Genomic DNA, 16,076 nt, shown 5'->3' on the forward strand with positions numbered 1-16,076 from the left:
TTATTCTCCTTTAATAGTGTCCTCACTTAACCTCTTTGCAAATGATCCAACGACAGTAAATTTCTCCATTCCTTCTGATCCAGTAACATAAAAAGAACCGCTCCGTAACCATGCATGCGCAATTAATTCACCATGACTATCCTTAGCAGTTCCTAAATAAAGAGTACTCTCAATGTGACGTTTTTCGAGCATTTTCATCCCAGCTATAGCTTTAACAAGGCATTGACTTTCCCAAAAAGTATAACGACTCATAATAGAAATAGCTTCAGACACCTTCTTTAGTGTATCCCCGTGTGGCTGAATTTGAGCAACTGATGTTTCGTTCATGTAATCCCCTAAAGAAGGTGCAACTTTGGAAAAGGTAATACTTTTCAGTACACGCGCCCATCCTAAAAAAATAAAAGCCTCTAAAAATAAAAGCTTTGTTTCCATGTTCAGTGATAAAAATACCCTTAACCCTTTCACAATATTCATTAATCCCTTCCTAACAGTTCTCTTGAAATTGCGAATCTATCTATTAGATTGATCTTTTATTTGAATTAAACCTTCTTGAAATAAACGCTCTAAAAAGGAAAGAACTTGCTCTTCACAATCTTTTCGTTCAATATCATAGTTAGATACTAGCATAGTAACAAGCTGATTAATTATTATTGGCTTTTCAATAAGCTCCCATATTTCTCCGCCTATTTCACCTAAGTTATAGTAATTTCCTTTCTGGACATTTAACATAACTTTTTCTCCATCCATATCGCTTACTATATTACCCTTACTTTGGACAACGTTATGTTCTAATGATATTTTTCTCGAGTGGACAACCATCAACCATACTCCCTTTCTGTATAGTATTTAAAATAACTTCCACAAGCTCATGAGCTGTAAATCTTGAAGCCGGGCGGCTTACTTGAAACATTTCCATTCCACTTGCAATATTAGATGAAGTTTCAAAATGCCATTCCATCAATCCTAATTTAGAAATCAAAGAATTCCTAAAAGTATGGCGGTATAATTTATACAAGCGTGCGAGCCCTTCTATACGGGTCATCTCGATATCTTCTCCCTGCGTTTTTACTAATTCAATAACACCAGCAAGAGGTAATGGATCAGGAAAGAATTGAGAATTCACAGGAACAGCATACTTCGTTTCCCTTTCAAATAAAGGGCTAAATTGCGCTACTTCCATTCCTAACTCATTTATGCTCTCTTGCCATAATTTTTGTTGTGCGTAAGAAGGATGAACTATTGTAGTATTTTTATTCAAAAGAGACACAGCAACTACATCATCACTTAAAAGCTTATATCCTTTATTCAAAAAAGCCGAGGCTAACGTTGATTTTCCAGCTCCCGAATCACCAATTAATGCATATGCTTTCCCATCTATGGCAATTACACTCCCATGCAATGGGAGTATTTTACGTTGTATTAAAAGCGCCCCCATACAAGTTCCCAAAATATATAGTCGAATTTTATCTTCTTCTGCATTTGCCATAGGTGAAAAGGTGATTTTCTCACCTGATTGTATAGCGAATATTGCAGTTTGAGGAACATGAAACATAACTATATCATCCTCCACTACTATTGTTTTTTGCTTTTCTGCGTTATATTCACCCCACTGTTCTGACAAATCAGTTATTTCAACTTGAACATCCGCCATCTCTTTTTTTTCATTCAGCTGAGACAATTCAGGTAATGGGATTTCACTTACTATTTTTAACCCGAAGGCTTGATATAACACATTCCCCATAGAATCAAACATCCTATCCCCCCACATTGTCAATTTTTTGAAAGCTCTTATATAATAAAGCTATATAAGAGCTTTATTTTTCCAATGACTTAACTGTACTTCACTGGATCATCTGGGTCAGGTTGAACAGCATCTGGATATTTATGCCCAGGCCCCGCCATAGTCATATTAATATTAAGTACTTCTAATACAGGTTGTTTCCATTCCTTTTTCATACGTATCACCTCCTTTCACATTGCTTTTTTTATAAATCGATAGAAGATTAAGCTACGCATTAAAATTCTAAAATCTAAATCAAATGCATATTCTGGTCGAGGTTCTTTACAAATTTTTGAGATAGCTTTCTTAATTACCTCGACATTTAGAAATTCAGAAATTACTGGATCTACACTAAGTTCTTCAACTTCCTCAATAAATTCATTCCAAAAAGGAGCCATACGGTAAACACCATCTGCACCTTGAATACCTCGAACCCGTTGATTCAATCTTACTTTATCAGGAAGGAAATTCTTTGTGGCTCTCCGGATCAGGGCTCGATCCAAACCATTTTGAACATACTGTTCTTCTGGAACTGACAAACAAAATTGAATCAATCGTAAGTCATTTGTGGGATCACGATCCCATAAAGCATAACGTAATGATAATTTCGTTTCATACGTTCCATTTATGCTCCAATAATATGGTTTTTCAAACTGTTCTCTTTTCATGTCATATGCATTAGAGATAGAGGTGCCTGTTATATCGATGTCTTGTTCTCTGAGTCTGTCAAAAACATTCATTTCCCTTGCAAATTCCGGATTAATTATTGCGGAATTTGCATCTTGTTTCCCTGAAAAAAGTAACTGATGCAAAAATGGAAATGCCTTTCGTCTTACCACTTCAAAAACACGTGATTTTTTCACTCCTATATTTCTACTATATAAATGTAGTTCACGATAAAAACGAATCCAATGTAGCTTTTTCAATAACATTGCCTGGTAATCTAAAATAGGTCCCCACGATACTGTCCAATTACCTCTTTGACCACTAAGAAGTACTCCTATTCCATTCTGAGATGCTTTTTCATAAACTCCACTCAACCAAAAAGTATTCTCAAAAAATTTATATGGCATCTCCATTGTTTCCAGCCAATCATCAATTTCCGATAGTGGGCTTCTCTCCGGCAATTCTAAATAATAATCCTGTATATTCCCTACATGCTCGACAGTCGATTGAATAAATGGTCTTTCGTCAGCTATTCTACCTTTGTGTGTCCAATCTTCAAATCCTTCTACTGGAACATAACTGTACGTATGTAATTTTTTATTTTCAGCCCGTAAATCACTTGCAGCAAAACTAACGACAGAACCTGAGTCTAGCCCTCCGCTCAAATGAGCTCCTACTTGGTGATGTGTTCGTAAACGTGCCTTCACTGCACTTTGATACACCTCTCGAAACGCCTCTTCATACTCTTCATTTGATTTTAAATTAAGCATTTCCCCAACAGTTGGTGTATAGTATCGCGAAAACTTCACTTCGCCTTCCTTTACCAAAATAGTGTGTGATGGAGGCACTTGTTCTATATATTTGTAAACTGTTAACTGTGGATCTACCGATTCGAAATTTACAGGTATAGCTAGAAATTCAGCAATCCACTGCTTATTCAATTTCTTCTCAACATATGGTAGAGAAAATAACGGATTTATAATAGTACAAAAAGCAAATTTTTCCTCACCACGATAAAAATAAAGTGTCCGACTTCCTGAAAAATCTCTGGCACCAAAAAGAATTTGTTTTTTCTCATCCCAAATCATAAAGGCAAAATCGCCTACCAAATATTTTGGAGCCGCTTCCCCCCATTTCTGATAAGAGAGTAAAATTAACTCGCTATCTGTCATGTTTTTTCTATCCGAATAATCCACTTGTAATTTTTCAAATAACTCATCACGATTATCAATAATAGCATCTGCTGTAATTGCCAGTTGCTTTTCATAATTATAAAAGGGTAATTGTTCACCAACTGACTCTGGTGTAATCCATTGTGCATGACATCCTAGAAAAGCATTTTCTTTGTGCCATATTTGAATATCATCGGCAGGATATTTGTATAAACGACTCATTACTTCTCTTCCGTGCTCAATTGATACAGGCTCATTAGTAAAGTGAATAATGCCAGCTATAGCGCTCATTTCTTCCTCCTAATATATGAAAAGTTACTACAAATACTATTTACATATTAAATTCGTTAAACATACCTCTTTATCATTCTTTTTAACGAACGAAATTATTTGTTTTATTACTTTCTCAATTACATGCTTAAATTTACTTTCAGACTAAGATATAGATATTAAAAGCCTATAATTATCCCTTTTTTATGTCAATTGAAACTGAATGCCCCCAAACAGCCCCCTTAAAAATTCATTATAAAGAACAAATGGTGGTACGTATGCAAATCTAATTCCACTTTTACTTACTTTTAATTCTTCCATTCTACAGCTTTTAAAATGCCTTGAATTACCCTTTGTTGATCTTCAGCTAACATATTAGATCCTGAAGGCAAACAAATCCCACTTTGAAATAGGTACTGCGACACATCTTCATTTTTGCTATGCGGATAATACTTCTTCTCTTTAAAGAGCGGCTGCATATGAAGTGGCTTCCACATAAGACGCGCTTCAATGTTCTCTTCTGCTAAAGTTCTCAATAATTTCCCAATAGAGATCCCAGATTCCTTTTCATCAATTGTCAGTGTAGTAAGCCAACGATTTGAGCGTGTATTTTCTAATTCAGGCATAAAATAAAATCCTGGCATGTGAGATAGCGCTGCGTAATACCGTTTATATATAGACCTTCTAGCTTTCACCCTATCTTCTAACACTTCTAATTGTCCTCTACCAATACCAGCTAAAATATTACTCATTCGATAATTATATCCTATCTCACTATGTTCATAATGTGGCGCTGGATCCTTTGCTTGTGTCGCTAAAAACTTCGCTCTCTCTAATGCTTCTACATCATTAGAAACTAGCATTCCACCACCTGAAGTTGTAATAATTTTATTTCCATTAAATGAATAAACACCAAACCTACCAAATGTACCGCTTGCTTTTCCTTTATATGTAGAACCTAGAGATTCTGCTGCATCCTCGATTATAGGAACATCATATTGATTACAGAGCGAAAGAATTTCATCTAACTTAGCACTCTGACCATATAAATGAACAAGAATGACAGCTTTCGGTAATTTCCCTGCTTTATTAGCATCATATAATGCAAGCGCTAGCGCTTGCGGTGACATATTCCATGTTTCTGGTTCCGAGTCAATAAACACCGGTTCAGCTCCCAAATAAACAATCGGATTCGCACTCGCTACAAAAGTAAAACTTGAACAAAACACTGTATCTCCCTTTTGGACATCTAATAATCGCAAAGCTAAATGAATAGCAGCCGTACCTGAACTAACTGCAGCCCCACCTTTCACTCCTACAAAAGATGCAAGTTCTCTTTCAAATCCATCAACATTTGGGCCAAGAGGGGCAATCCAGTTTGTATCAAATGCATTTTGAATATATTTTTGTTCATTCCTACTCATGTGCGGAGAGGAAAGGTAAATTCGCTTTTTATGCTGAACTGTGTGCATGTAAACACATCCTTTATACATATTTAAATACTATGTATCTAAAAACATATGCTTTAATACAGATATATCAGATAATCTCCTTAAATTATCAATTGTATAATGTGCTTTATAATCTTGCTCAACTATAAGATTATGGTGAATTCCACCTTCTCTATTAATATGGATCGTTAACCATTTCAATTTCTTGGCTGTTATAAAATCCTTACTTAAATTATCTCCTATATAGACACATTGCTGATGAGGCACCTGTAGTTCCTTACTTATTTTTTCATAAGGAATTTGGCTCGGCTTCCAATATTCTTTTCCCAGCTCATCAGTGAGAATTATCGAATGAAATCTCTCTTTTAACTTTAATGCATTAATTTTCTTTTCTTGGGCAACTAAATATCCGTCTGAAATAAGTCCTATTTTAACGGTATTAACTAAATTATTTAGTACCCAATCCGCTTCATCCAACAATTGAATATCTGGTTTATGAAACCTATACTGTTCTATCAAATTACTAATCAATTTTTCATCGTAAGGAATGTTTAACTTTTCTAGTGTTTCATTAAACACGAACCTTCTTTCCCCCGAATCGAATAATTGAATTGCAATATTATAAAATCCGGTTTTCTTATACTTCTCTTTAATCCAATCATCCACTGCTTTAAAACCACTTACAACATAATCTTTCTCTTTATATAAAGTATCATCCATATCAAAAACAATTGCTTTAATCATCATCTTAAATACTCTCCATAAAAACCGCTTCATCATATCTAAGCATTGTTAAATTTTCTCTCCAATTAAAGTCCTTATCTATAAAGACTTCCCCCTGACACATTTTAATTGTCCAAAGTGGAAAATTCGCTCCTGCTTCTATTGATAGTGGTATTCCTCCTCCAAAACGAGGGTTTATTTCAATAAACGTAATTTGTCCATCCTCCTTTTTAAAACATTGTAAAGTAATACACCCAATAGGATTAGGAAGAGCTTTTATTACAGTTTCTGCTGCTTGGATGATATCAAAATCCTTCTTGGTCATACCTTTACTTACCTCACCTGCTCGTGTCTCTATACGCAATCTAGGAACGATTGTTTTTATATTCCCACAGAAATCTACCATGACATCTATAGTGTATTCTTCTCCTGAAACGTACTCTTGTATCATAGCGTTAGGTATATAATCCTTAAAAAATTCCAATTCCTTTTCATTCATTATTTTTGTTACACCTTTACTAGAACTGCCATCATAAGGTTTAATTAATAGTGGAAATTGATATTCTTTTCTTCCAATCTCTTCATCACTATATACTCTAGGTGTTGGTATATTATTAGATGCAAAAAAGTTATATGTGTATTTTTTGTTATTAGCAATCTTATTTAATTCCATACTGGAAACTAATACTTTTACACCAATACCTTCGAAAACCTTCGAATTATTAGCCATAAGGGTTAATTCTGTATCAATTAACGGAATTATTAGATTTATCATTTCGGATTTACATATTTTTAATAATTCATTTATATATCCCTCTTCATTTACACGCGGAACAATAAAATGCTTATCGCTAAAGTAAATGGTGGGAGCAGTTTCTTTTAAGTCTGCAGTAAAGATTTTTCCTTTGATTCCTTCTTTTTTAAGTACTTCCTTAAATTTTTTAATTAAGGTGACCCTCCTACCAGAGCTAGTAAACAAAATATTCATTTTATTCCCCCCCATGCTCGATTCCCCCCTTAAAAACTGGCATAGTCACATGCTTATTATTTGTTATCCCTTCCGACTTTAAAACCTTACTAAAAGTTAGATATAAAATTTTCAAATCTAAAAGAAAACTTTGATTCTCAACATACCATACATCTAATTTAAATTTCTCATCCCATGAGATACTATTTCTTCCATTAACTTGAGCCCATCCAGTGATTCCGGGTCTTACATTATGCCTTTTAGCTTGCTCTTTCGAATATAAAGGCATATATTCTATTAATAATGGGCGGGGGCCCACCAAACTTAATTGACCTTTTAGCACATTTATTAATTGTGGTAATTCGTCTAAACTATATTTTCTAAGAAATTTTCCAACTTTAGTTAATCTAGCGTGATCTTGTAACAGCTCCCCATTACTATCTCGCTCATTGGTCATCGTACGAAATTTATAAAGATAAAAAGGTTTTCCATGTAACCCTGGACGTTGTTGTCTAAATAAAATGGGTGATCCTATCTGAGTTTTAACTATAATTGCTACTAAAAGAATAACGAAAAAAAAGCAAATTAATAATAATAAAGAAATAAAGATATCAAACAGTCTCTTCATTACCAATCATTCCCCCATCTTAAATTATTACAAATGCTTTTCCAAAGTTAAATAATCTACAAAGTATTCATTACGGATTGAAATCAAGTATTCTTAAGTTGTAATTAAAGAATTGTATTCAATTTCTCTTTACTTATCACCTGCAAACATTTTCTATAGTACACAGCTTTAAAACTTAATAAGTAGAAGAAAGCAATACACATAGGTGCAAAATATATTTTTCCAAATGCTTATCCAAGAGACTATTACACACTGTAAAAATCTCAAAAAATATATTCACAAACACAGTTTTATAAACAACGCTTAGTAGTATATTAAAAAATCCATTTATTATTTAAAAATTCTCCTACACACTATTTTTTAGTATGCAGTTAACGTAATAATAAAAAGCTATTATGTTTATAAAAAACATAATAGCTTTTCTCTATTCTATAGTAGTAACTAAAAGTCAATAAACCTATTATCTATTAGGAATTAGACTATTTCGAATAATTACATTGGACAAAATCCTTCCATGTACCATTATATAATACTTTATGGACATATTTATTAAGAGCCACTCTACTTCATTTCTCATAATTTTTTGGAATTATGAGAATTTAATTATCACCATGCATTAATTTGGATCTATTACACCATTAACTATATTCCCTTGCAGAAATTCCCTCCCTGTAATTGTAATTTTCGCATTATTCAACACGTTGTTTTGAATTACTACTAGGGGTGTAATACTCGTTGTTCTATTATCTATCCCAACTTGCATCAAATTTGTGGAATTTATAATATTATTTTGAATTATCACTTGCTTACCAGTAAACGCTGCATCCAAAACAATAATAGCTCTCTGAAGAGTATCATTTGTAATTTTTATAGTATTTCCCCTTAACACTATTTCATCAGATACATTTTGAATATTCAAGACCGTACCATTTGGTTTTTCTATATGACAATCCATCATCTTGAATGCTTTGAGGTTATTCACTGTAAATAACGTGTTATTTCTATCTATACTAAAGAACTTGCAATCTTTTAATTCTAAAGTGCTTCCTGTACTTGTTATCCCCAAAAAGGTTACGTCCTTAAAAAAGCAATTTGTATATGTCCCTGCAACTAAGGTTGGGTTTTTAACATTATTAAATATAATATTTTCAAATATCCATCCTGATTTAACTGTTCCTACTGGTACATAATTTAAATACAAAACGTCTTGTCCTTCAAATATACAATTTGAGATAGTTTGCGGCTCATTTTTCATCTCTAATGTCCACTGATACAATGATGACAAGGAATTTAGTTTATCTGCATCGTTTATAAAGCGACAGGAATCAACTTTAACCGCATATGGAAAGGGGGTATCAATAATCATTTTACTATTAGAAAAAATATTATCTAATATATTAATAGGTCGATTTACATATACACCTTGAACATTTACTTGCGCTCCGTATACATAATTATTGGAAAAAATAACATCTCCTAACAAAGAGACCTTGGTTAATCGGATATTATTCCCTGTTACGATTACCCTATCTGCACCACCATTAATAGATAGCCCAACATAAGCATTTGAAGTGGTATTCATAATAGAATTATTCGATATATAGATAAATTTCCCATTTACAACAATAATATTATAATTTTTATTATCATGAAAATTATTTCTTTCAATGTATATATATTGATTTAAATCATATCCATCTTCAATATCTAGTCCACTTTGTGGATTGGTACCTGCGATGTGATGAATATCATTATCTCGAATATATACATTCTTTGCCCCACATACACTAATCCCTTGTCTACGGCAATCATGTAAATTACATTTTTCTATATAAGTATATTGTGAAAAAGAAGGCACCCGAACATTTATTAAACAATTTGCAGGAGCAGGAACATTCCCTTGATGCAAAACAATTTTAGCATAACTTGCTCCATTAGGGACTTCTACTTCATCAAAGAATTGTACATTGGTTTTTGAAGATAAAAATATATTATTTGAAGTGTAAAAAATGACATCATAATAATCGCATTTTATTTCAGAACCCAATGCTCCAAATCCATTTCCATATAATCCAAAGTAACCATACTTTACAATAGCCACTTGGGTCATATCAATTTGCAAATTGGAACGTATCTTTGTTGTACTACTTACTAATGAACCATCTGTTGTATTAATTGCTCCCTGTTCAAATGAACTTGCTAATGCTGTAGGAAAAGGTGAAATCTGCCCAAAAGTACTGTTCAGTGTAATGGCATCTCCTGTACAATCTAAAATATCTAGATTATCTAAAGATACAAACCGTGTATTGTTCCCCCCATCAGCAGGTGGAGTAAAACTCCCCAATTCAATGCCGTACCCTGCCTCATGTGTTCCCCCACTAGAATAATCATGTGTATATCTATCTCCTTGGATAATACCATTTGTTATCCTAGAATATACTTGATTTCTACGAAAACTTATAATTGCATATCCAGTCAAATTATTTGTTTCCATTTTTAATGTTGAACCGTTTAGATTCAAAGTTAAATGACTTGGTGGTTCGATGGGTGTTTGTTTATCAATCAAATATATTCCTCTAGGTAACACAACTTCCGTATAACCTTGTTGAGCCGCCCAAACTAAAGCATTATTAATACCTTTGGAAGTATTGATAGCATCAGTCCCATCATTCTTAACATCCCATCTATCTAATTCTAATACATATATACTTGTAGAATTTGTAGCTTCAAATGATTTTGGAATCCATTTTAATTGCGTACTATCATAAGTTAAAATGTCATTATGAAAAGGAGGCTTGGACACCAAATCTAAATCATTCAAATTCCCAAGATTATCCCTTCTTCTCCACATCAATTCACACCTCTTTTTTGCTTTTCTACATCTTATGTTTCATAAGGTAAATTGATTGGATATAAGAGAAGTAACATCACTTTTTATTGTTTTTAGAGATCCATTATTTAGAAAGTCTTTTCACAATTCCTTTCTCCTTCCTAAATAGATCTATTCTTACTAGCTGTTTTTATTTCAATACCCTTTTATTTATACTATTTAAACTTACAATTTTATTAAAAAGACACTATGCTCTTTATACATAACTCCCCTACTATTATTTTCAGAACAACCTAAAATCTCTTCCGCAAATAAAGCATTCTTTACTGTGATATGGAAAAAACAAAATAATAATTTATGGATAATTATCATTCGAAACTTTCCGAGTTAATATTTTCGACTTTATTTTTTTTATTAATATTCGGGTTAAATTAAGGAAATATCTATACTCTTCCGCCTCTTTAAATACCATCCAAAAGATCAAATTCGGAATAATCAGGCACAAAATACTACGTATTACCATGTCCATAAATATATTTATGTGAAAAATATAACCAATAAAATCCGTTGCTATAACAGAAAATAATACAAGCACTACAAACAAAATATATCTAATAAAATATACTTTTACAGATTTTTTAAAAATCATTTTAAATATAATATAAGGATCATACCAAAAGTAAGTACATAATCTACTAATAACAGTCCCTAAAAGCACTCCTGCTATTCCTATTTGTTTCGCGAAAATTATAGAAACTACAATATTTATAATTGCCGCTATGATAGGTCTATACTTCCCTTTTTTAAATAAACCTGTGGTTTCTCTAAAAATTGTAGTTGTATTTTGCATTCCTGAAGTGAAAAAATTAAGTAATATGAAAAATAATACATACTTATTAAACACATATTCCTCACCTAACCAGAGTGTTATAAATGGATTTATCAAATTCCAAAGGCAAACTGTACAAAATCCATATATCCAAAAATTAAAAAAGTTAATTACACGAAAAATAAAATATTTTTTTTCTGCATTTTCTTTCACATTCACATTTCCAACACTAGCAGTGATAGAATAAAACAAATAGCCTAATAAGGTATTTAATGTATTTAAGATCAACAAATAATTTGAATACACACCAACCCAAATAATTCCAATGAATTTCGATATAATTATATTATCTGTTGCATTAATTACTACACCACTAATTTTATATAGTAACAAGGAATACAAATTCTCAAAAAACTCTCGTCTGTCTGCCTTAGATAATTTCGCATTATTTTTTTCTTTTAAAAATGGATATAATTTATTTGCCTTATTTGCAATATATACATTCTCAATTACTTTCAATGTTAATTGAACTATCAGTACTACAATGTAATCACTAATAATTATTAATAAAACAATTTGTAATGCGTTAGATATAATTATGAACAAAGTGTGTATTTTAGAAATGATATAGTTACTTTGATCAGCAATAATAATAGATTGCTTATATACAAAATAATATGATGACACCGAACTTATTAAAAATAAAAGATAGATAATGTTAATGTCTTTAATCATAGTATCTGCATTCACTAAATAATCAAGAAATGGTAATAGAGATAACCCTAATAATAAAACTACTACTCCTATTAATCTGTATGCTTTTTGATATAAATTCATTAATGCCTGTATTTTATAGATATCCTTCTCAGCTAATGGCCTATATAAACTATAAATTATAGCTGTATCAAAGCCTAAATTAGCTAGGGAAAACATCAATAGTATACTTGTAAAAAGCCCATCCACACCTAAATATTCTATACCGAGTGTATAAATAAAAACAGTTCGAACAACAAATCCCATGCCAATACTAATTATTTGTCCAGACAAACCGAATAAAATATTTTTTAAGGAATTTTGTATTCTCATCGTAATACCTTCTATATTTTAGTTGTTTTGCGTACCCACTCTACTAAATTTGGCACTAATCTTCCTCTTTAAAATAGGGAAAAACTTTGTTATCCTGTATTTTAATAACGCTTTTCTTCGTTGCGCCTTGAAATCATAATCTAGAAACCAATTTAGTAAATTTTTATCTGTAATACAATCACAATTTTGTTTCATTCGCACTTGGATTAAATTCCAATACATTTCAATGAATGTATTAGTAAAAAACTTCACCTCACTATTTAAAGAAGTTTTAACGTACTGATAAAGATTACTTGGAATATTAAAACCATATTCACGAGGATCTCTCCCTTCAGCAATAATTCCCATAATTGTTCTTAAACATTTTTCACATTTACAACAATTTTCTTCATTTTTAAAACATACCCTGATATTAACAGGTTCTTTACTAGCTGAATAATGGTCCACAACAACTTTAATCTTTTCTTGCCTAGTAAGTTCGTATCCATCATGAAATACTGTTCCAGATGCATATTTTATTTCATTATCCACAGTTGGATCAGATGCACAAGTAACTTGATATAATGGAGAATTAGAGCTTGCAATGTATATACATTTTATCTTAAGTTTAAAAGCTATTGGAATAGCTGCAGATATTATTGCTAGACCATGATGCAATCCATGCCACCATGTATCGTTTAACTTTTCTCTAAAATCATGGTCAATGTTCCCTGCAATTATAAAGGTCCCATAGTTGGATTGTATAAAAATATTTTCTAGTCCATTATCCTTTACAAAATTTATGGCATTTTCTTTATCTGCCTCCCATACTTTACTACCCTCTATTTCATTTTCATGCCATCCATATTCAGTAACTAGCAAGGGGTTTTTATCTTTTATTCTTATAAATGTAGTAAGTGCATCTAATCCCCCACTAAATAAAGATGCCGCTTCAAATTCCGGAATGTAAACATTATCAATAATTTCTCCTACATCCACGGATCCTTTAAATTTCACACCAGGAAACATGTTTTGATATGCATTTTTTATATTATTTAAACAAATATAAAAAGATTTATCTAGTTCATTTATTACTATTGTTGAATTAGTAATCCATACAAGAGGAACTACATTTGCAACAAACGGAATAGCCAAAATACTTAAAGGGATATCAGATACATCATAGTTATATTCAAGAAACATATGATTACTTGTCTTAAAATACTTTTGTAAATCCCCCTTAATACTAAAAGAATAATCAACTCTATTATTTCTTACGACAATTTTATCGAGAATTATACTATTCATTTGAGCCTCCTAATAAATCGCCATTTTTATCAAAGTACATTTATTAATTAGAGAACTGTTTTAACCATTGATTTACTACATCAAAATTCACTTGAACATCCGTGATAAACTCTGAATTTATCATTTTTTCAAGATTATTTAAATCTTCCCTATCAATCAGATTTAAATTATACGTTTCGCCCATCCCCTTAGCTCTTTCATCTATGGAGATAATTATTGCACGTTTTTTATGACGCATAGCAAATATGCCGCCATGTAAACGTGTTCCAATATAATCGACGGCTGTATTTAGGATTTTTTCATACGCCTCTATAGTAGGAGGTATAATTTTTATGTCCTGTATACCCTCTAAAGTTTTTAAATATTCAAAATCATCTGCGTCTTGTATCCAAAAATAGACATTTTCATAACTTTTGTTAAGTGTATCTATCAATAATTGATCTTTTTCACGATTTTTAGAATGATGGGTTAGTGTAAAAACAACCGATTCCGATTTTTCACTTGGAATTCCCCTACAAAAATCATGCGTAAAAGACCACAAAGTTGCACAACCAGTATTTAGAGCTTTAAAGCCCATTTCTTCTAAAATTTTTTTTGTTCTTTCATCTCTAACGCTATGTATATATTCATGTGATAAAACTTTTCTATATAACATTTTTGTATAGGGATTTATTTTATTCCCTTTTCCTGCACCAACTCCAACCAGAATACTCCCCTTTAAAGGACCATAATTAAATATATTAATATTCCACTGCGGAAAGTGCGTAAACATATCCATTGCTAGCAAATTCGAACCACCTACAAACTTATATTTCGCATCACTATAAATCTTTACCCTATTTGATTTTCTCGCTACTTGGTACCAATGAAAAGGTGAAACATGAGTAGGTAATGTTAAAACATATGCATTTTTAGTTATATCAGAAAGATGATGCTTTACACACTTCATTATTATATCGTCACCCTTGTTAAGAGAACCTACCGATGTATCTAATACTAAAACATTCTCCATAAAAATAATTCCCCCAAGTATCTTTTATAAATAGTAAAAGATTTTTTAGTTTTATAACTTAATCTATTCTAATTCAATTAACCTATATATCTTTTCCACTTCTATTTCATTACCATAATTTTTTTGGCTTACATTATTAACAACTTCACTTCTGAATTCAACATCATCAATCATTTTTTTTATTCCTTCGACAATTCCCTTTATACCCATTGGACAAATATATCCATCTACCCCGTTCTCCAGCTGACTTTTGGCAGTTGAAAAATTAGTTATTAATACTGGTTTCTTAAGAATTTGCGCTTCCCGAACAGTTACTGCCTTCCCTTCGTATCTAGAAGGTTGTACATAAATATCACATGCTTTTATGTACGGGTACGGATTAATCTTCTTACCTAGTAAAACAAATTCATCTTGAAGTCCTAATTTATCTATCAACAATTTAAGTTCCGCTTCTTGAGGCCCATATCCAACTATGTACCACTCGATATCATACCCTTGATCTAATAGTTTTCTAAGCGCATATATAGCGTCATCAATTCCCTTAGCATGAGAAAGTCTAGCAACAGTAACTAACTTGATTCGCTCTCTATTTATTGGTATTTCCTGAGTAATATCTCCTTCATTAGATTGTTCGCGAACAAATTCAGAATCTATTATATTTTCTATCACTTGCACCTTTTTATTAATATAAGGCAGACTATTCAGGAATGTATCTCTACAACTTTCGGAAACCGCCACAATATCATCCATTTTCCTCCACATTTTACATTCCATTTCTTTGTTAAGTTGTATGTTCGAATAATCAGTATGAATCCACCCAATTTTTCTTTTCGCTCGAACTTTATCCCCTATAAAATAATGCGGCCATAAAAAACTTATCGCAACATCGTACTCTTCTCTCAACTTTGGAAGAAATGGAAGAGATATTCTCCATCCATATTGAATAACGAAGTATCCAGGTTCTTTACTATTTACATATCGCCCATGCATAACGCCCATAATTCTCCCTATTATCCTAGTAATCCCAATTGAGTAATGTCCTTCTTGTAATATCTGCTTAATTGATTTTCTAAAAGTAGTATATTGTTGCAATTCCTCTAATAAATTCGGCTCTTTAGGTAGTAAAGAGAAAAATCCACCTTCATGTTTAAATAACATTAAATCTATATCATACTTACTGTAATCAATTGTATTTAATAAACCAATCAAACTTCTTTCTACTCCACCAATTTCCATATCAAAAGATGTAATTAATATTCTTTTCTTTTTCATTATAGGATACCTCACAAAATCTATTATTGATTTCTCTTCCTCATTTTATATTTGTATTTTGCTGTTACGCTCAACAAATCTCCTTATACATCAGACATATAAA

14 protein-coding genes are annotated in these 16,076 nt (G+C 31.8%); all 14 read right to left on the reverse strand.

Translation table 11 applies throughout. The annotated features are described in order from the left end of the window. Entirely contained in the window at nucleotides 1–474 is a 474-nt protein-coding gene (locus MKY70_RS18980; protein WP_289404404.1) for a lasso peptide biosynthesis B2 protein, read from the reverse strand. Between the two features lie 36 nt (nucleotides 475–510). Beyond that, a complete protein-coding gene (locus tag MKY70_RS18985; RefSeq protein ID WP_289404405.1) occupies nucleotides 511–819 on the reverse strand; it encodes a lasso peptide biosynthesis PqqD family chaperone in 309 nt (102 codons plus the stop codon). Beyond that, a complete protein-coding gene (locus MKY70_RS18990; RefSeq protein WP_341025526.1) occupies nucleotides 782–1,753 on the reverse strand; it encodes an aldolase in 972 nt (323 codons plus the stop codon). The genes MKY70_RS18985 and MKY70_RS18990 overlap by 38 nt, the downstream gene beginning before the upstream one ends. A gap of 77 nt (nucleotides 1,754–1,830) precedes the next feature. Beyond that, a complete protein-coding gene (locus MKY70_RS18995; RefSeq protein ID WP_000712621.1) occupies nucleotides 1,831–1,956 on the reverse strand; it encodes a paeninodin family lasso peptide in 126 nt (41 codons plus the stop codon). Nucleotides 1,957–1,971: 15 nt separating this feature from the next. Further along, entirely contained in the window at nucleotides 1,972–3,909 is a 1,938-nt protein-coding gene (locus MKY70_RS19000; protein ID WP_289404407.1) for a lasso peptide isopeptide bond-forming cyclase, read from the reverse strand. A gap of 287 nt (nucleotides 3,910–4,196) precedes the next feature. Next, entirely contained in the window at nucleotides 4,197–5,360 is a 1,164-nt protein-coding gene (locus tag MKY70_RS19005; RefSeq protein WP_289404408.1) for an aminotransferase class I/II-fold pyridoxal phosphate-dependent enzyme, read from the reverse strand. 30 nt (nucleotides 5,361–5,390) lie between these two features. Continuing rightward, nucleotides 5,391–6,086: an HAD family hydrolase gene (locus MKY70_RS19010; RefSeq protein ID WP_289405158.1), complete on the reverse strand. Its 696-nt coding sequence runs from the start codon at nucleotides 6,084–6,086 to the stop codon at nucleotides 5,391–5,393. A 1-nt stretch (nucleotide 6,087) separates the two neighbouring features. Further along, on the reverse strand, nucleotides 6,088–7,065 hold the full coding sequence (locus MKY70_RS19015; protein ID WP_341025532.1) for an ATP-grasp domain-containing protein: 978 nt from the start codon (nucleotides 7,063–7,065) through the stop codon (nucleotides 6,088–6,090). After that, entirely contained in the window at nucleotides 7,052–7,657 is a 606-nt protein-coding gene (locus tag MKY70_RS19020) for a sugar transferase (protein WP_085312159.1), read from the reverse strand. Before MKY70_RS19020 ends, MKY70_RS19015 begins: the two co-directional genes overlap by 14 nt. A 616-nt stretch (nucleotides 7,658–8,273) precedes the next feature. Continuing rightward, entirely contained in the window at nucleotides 8,274–10,508 is a 2,235-nt protein-coding gene (locus tag MKY70_RS19025; protein WP_341026406.1) for a right-handed parallel beta-helix repeat-containing protein, read from the reverse strand. A 334-nt stretch (nucleotides 10,509–10,842) separates the two neighbouring features. Beyond that, entirely contained in the window at nucleotides 10,843–12,402 is a 1,560-nt protein-coding gene (locus MKY70_RS19030) for a lipopolysaccharide biosynthesis protein (RefSeq protein WP_341025535.1), read from the reverse strand. Nucleotides 12,403–12,420: 18 nt separating this feature from the next. After that, nucleotides 12,421–13,689: a hypothetical protein gene (locus MKY70_RS19035; RefSeq protein ID WP_002128600.1), complete on the reverse strand. Its 1,269-nt coding sequence runs from the start codon at nucleotides 13,687–13,689 to the stop codon at nucleotides 12,421–12,423. 43 nt (nucleotides 13,690–13,732) lie between these two features. After that, nucleotides 13,733–14,701: a polysaccharide pyruvyl transferase family protein gene (locus MKY70_RS19040; RefSeq protein ID WP_193658919.1), complete on the reverse strand. Its 969-nt coding sequence runs from the start codon at nucleotides 14,699–14,701 to the stop codon at nucleotides 13,733–13,735. 63 nt (nucleotides 14,702–14,764) lie between these two features. Then, entirely contained in the window at nucleotides 14,765–15,973 is a 1,209-nt protein-coding gene (locus MKY70_RS19045; protein ID WP_289404412.1) for a glycosyltransferase, read from the reverse strand. Nucleotides 15,974–16,076 lie beyond the last annotated feature (103 nt).

The organism is Bacillus sp. FSL R9-9492, assembly GCF_038007365.1.
Taxonomy (GTDB): Bacteria; Bacillota; Bacilli; order Bacillales; family Bacillaceae_G; genus Bacillus_A; species Bacillus_A mycoides.

Excerpts from the sequence above, each read along its gene's own strand:
- MKY70_RS18980 (WP_289404404.1), bottom strand. The coding sequence starts at position 474 with ATGAATATTGTGAAAGGGTTAAGGGTATTTTTATCACTGAACATGGAA.
- MKY70_RS18985 (WP_289404405.1), bottom strand. The coding sequence starts at position 819 with ATGGTTGTCCACTCGAGAAAAATATCATTAGAACATAACGTTGTCCAA.
- MKY70_RS18990 (WP_341025526.1), bottom strand. The coding sequence starts at position 1,753 with ATGTTTGATTCTATGGGGAATGTGTTATATCAAGCCTTCGGGTTAAAA.
- MKY70_RS18995 (WP_000712621.1), bottom strand. The coding sequence starts at position 1,956 with ATGAAAAAGGAATGGAAACAACCTGTATTAGAAGTACTTAATATTAAT.
- MKY70_RS19000 (WP_289404407.1), bottom strand. The coding sequence starts at position 3,909 with ATGAGCGCTATAGCTGGCATTATTCACTTTACTAATGAGCCTGTATCA.
- MKY70_RS19005 (WP_289404408.1), bottom strand. The coding sequence starts at position 5,360 with ATGCACACAGTTCAGCATAAAAAGCGAATTTACCTTTCCTCTCCGCAC.
- MKY70_RS19010 (WP_289405158.1), bottom strand. The coding sequence starts at position 6,086 with ATGATGATTAAAGCAATTGTTTTTGATATGGATGATACTTTATATAAA.
- MKY70_RS19015 (WP_341025532.1), bottom strand. The coding sequence starts at position 7,065 with ATGGGGGGGAATAAAATGAATATTTTGTTTACTAGCTCTGGTAGGAGG.
- MKY70_RS19020 (WP_085312159.1), bottom strand. The coding sequence starts at position 7,657 with ATGAAGAGACTGTTTGATATCTTTATTTCTTTATTATTATTAATTTGC.
- MKY70_RS19025 (WP_341026406.1), bottom strand. The coding sequence starts at position 10,508 with ATGTGGAGAAGAAGGGATAATCTTGGGAATTTGAATGATTTAGATTTG.
- MKY70_RS19030 (WP_341025535.1), bottom strand. The coding sequence starts at position 12,402 with ATGAGAATACAAAATTCCTTAAAAAATATTTTATTCGGTTTGTCTGGA.
- MKY70_RS19035 (WP_002128600.1), bottom strand. The coding sequence starts at position 13,689 with ATGAATAGTATAATTCTCGATAAAATTGTCGTAAGAAATAATAGAGTT.
- MKY70_RS19040 (WP_193658919.1), bottom strand. The coding sequence starts at position 14,701 with ATGGAGAATGTTTTAGTATTAGATACATCGGTAGGTTCTCTTAACAAG.
- MKY70_RS19045 (WP_289404412.1), bottom strand. The coding sequence starts at position 15,973 with ATGAAAAAGAAAAGAATATTAATTACATCTTTTGATATGGAAATTGGT.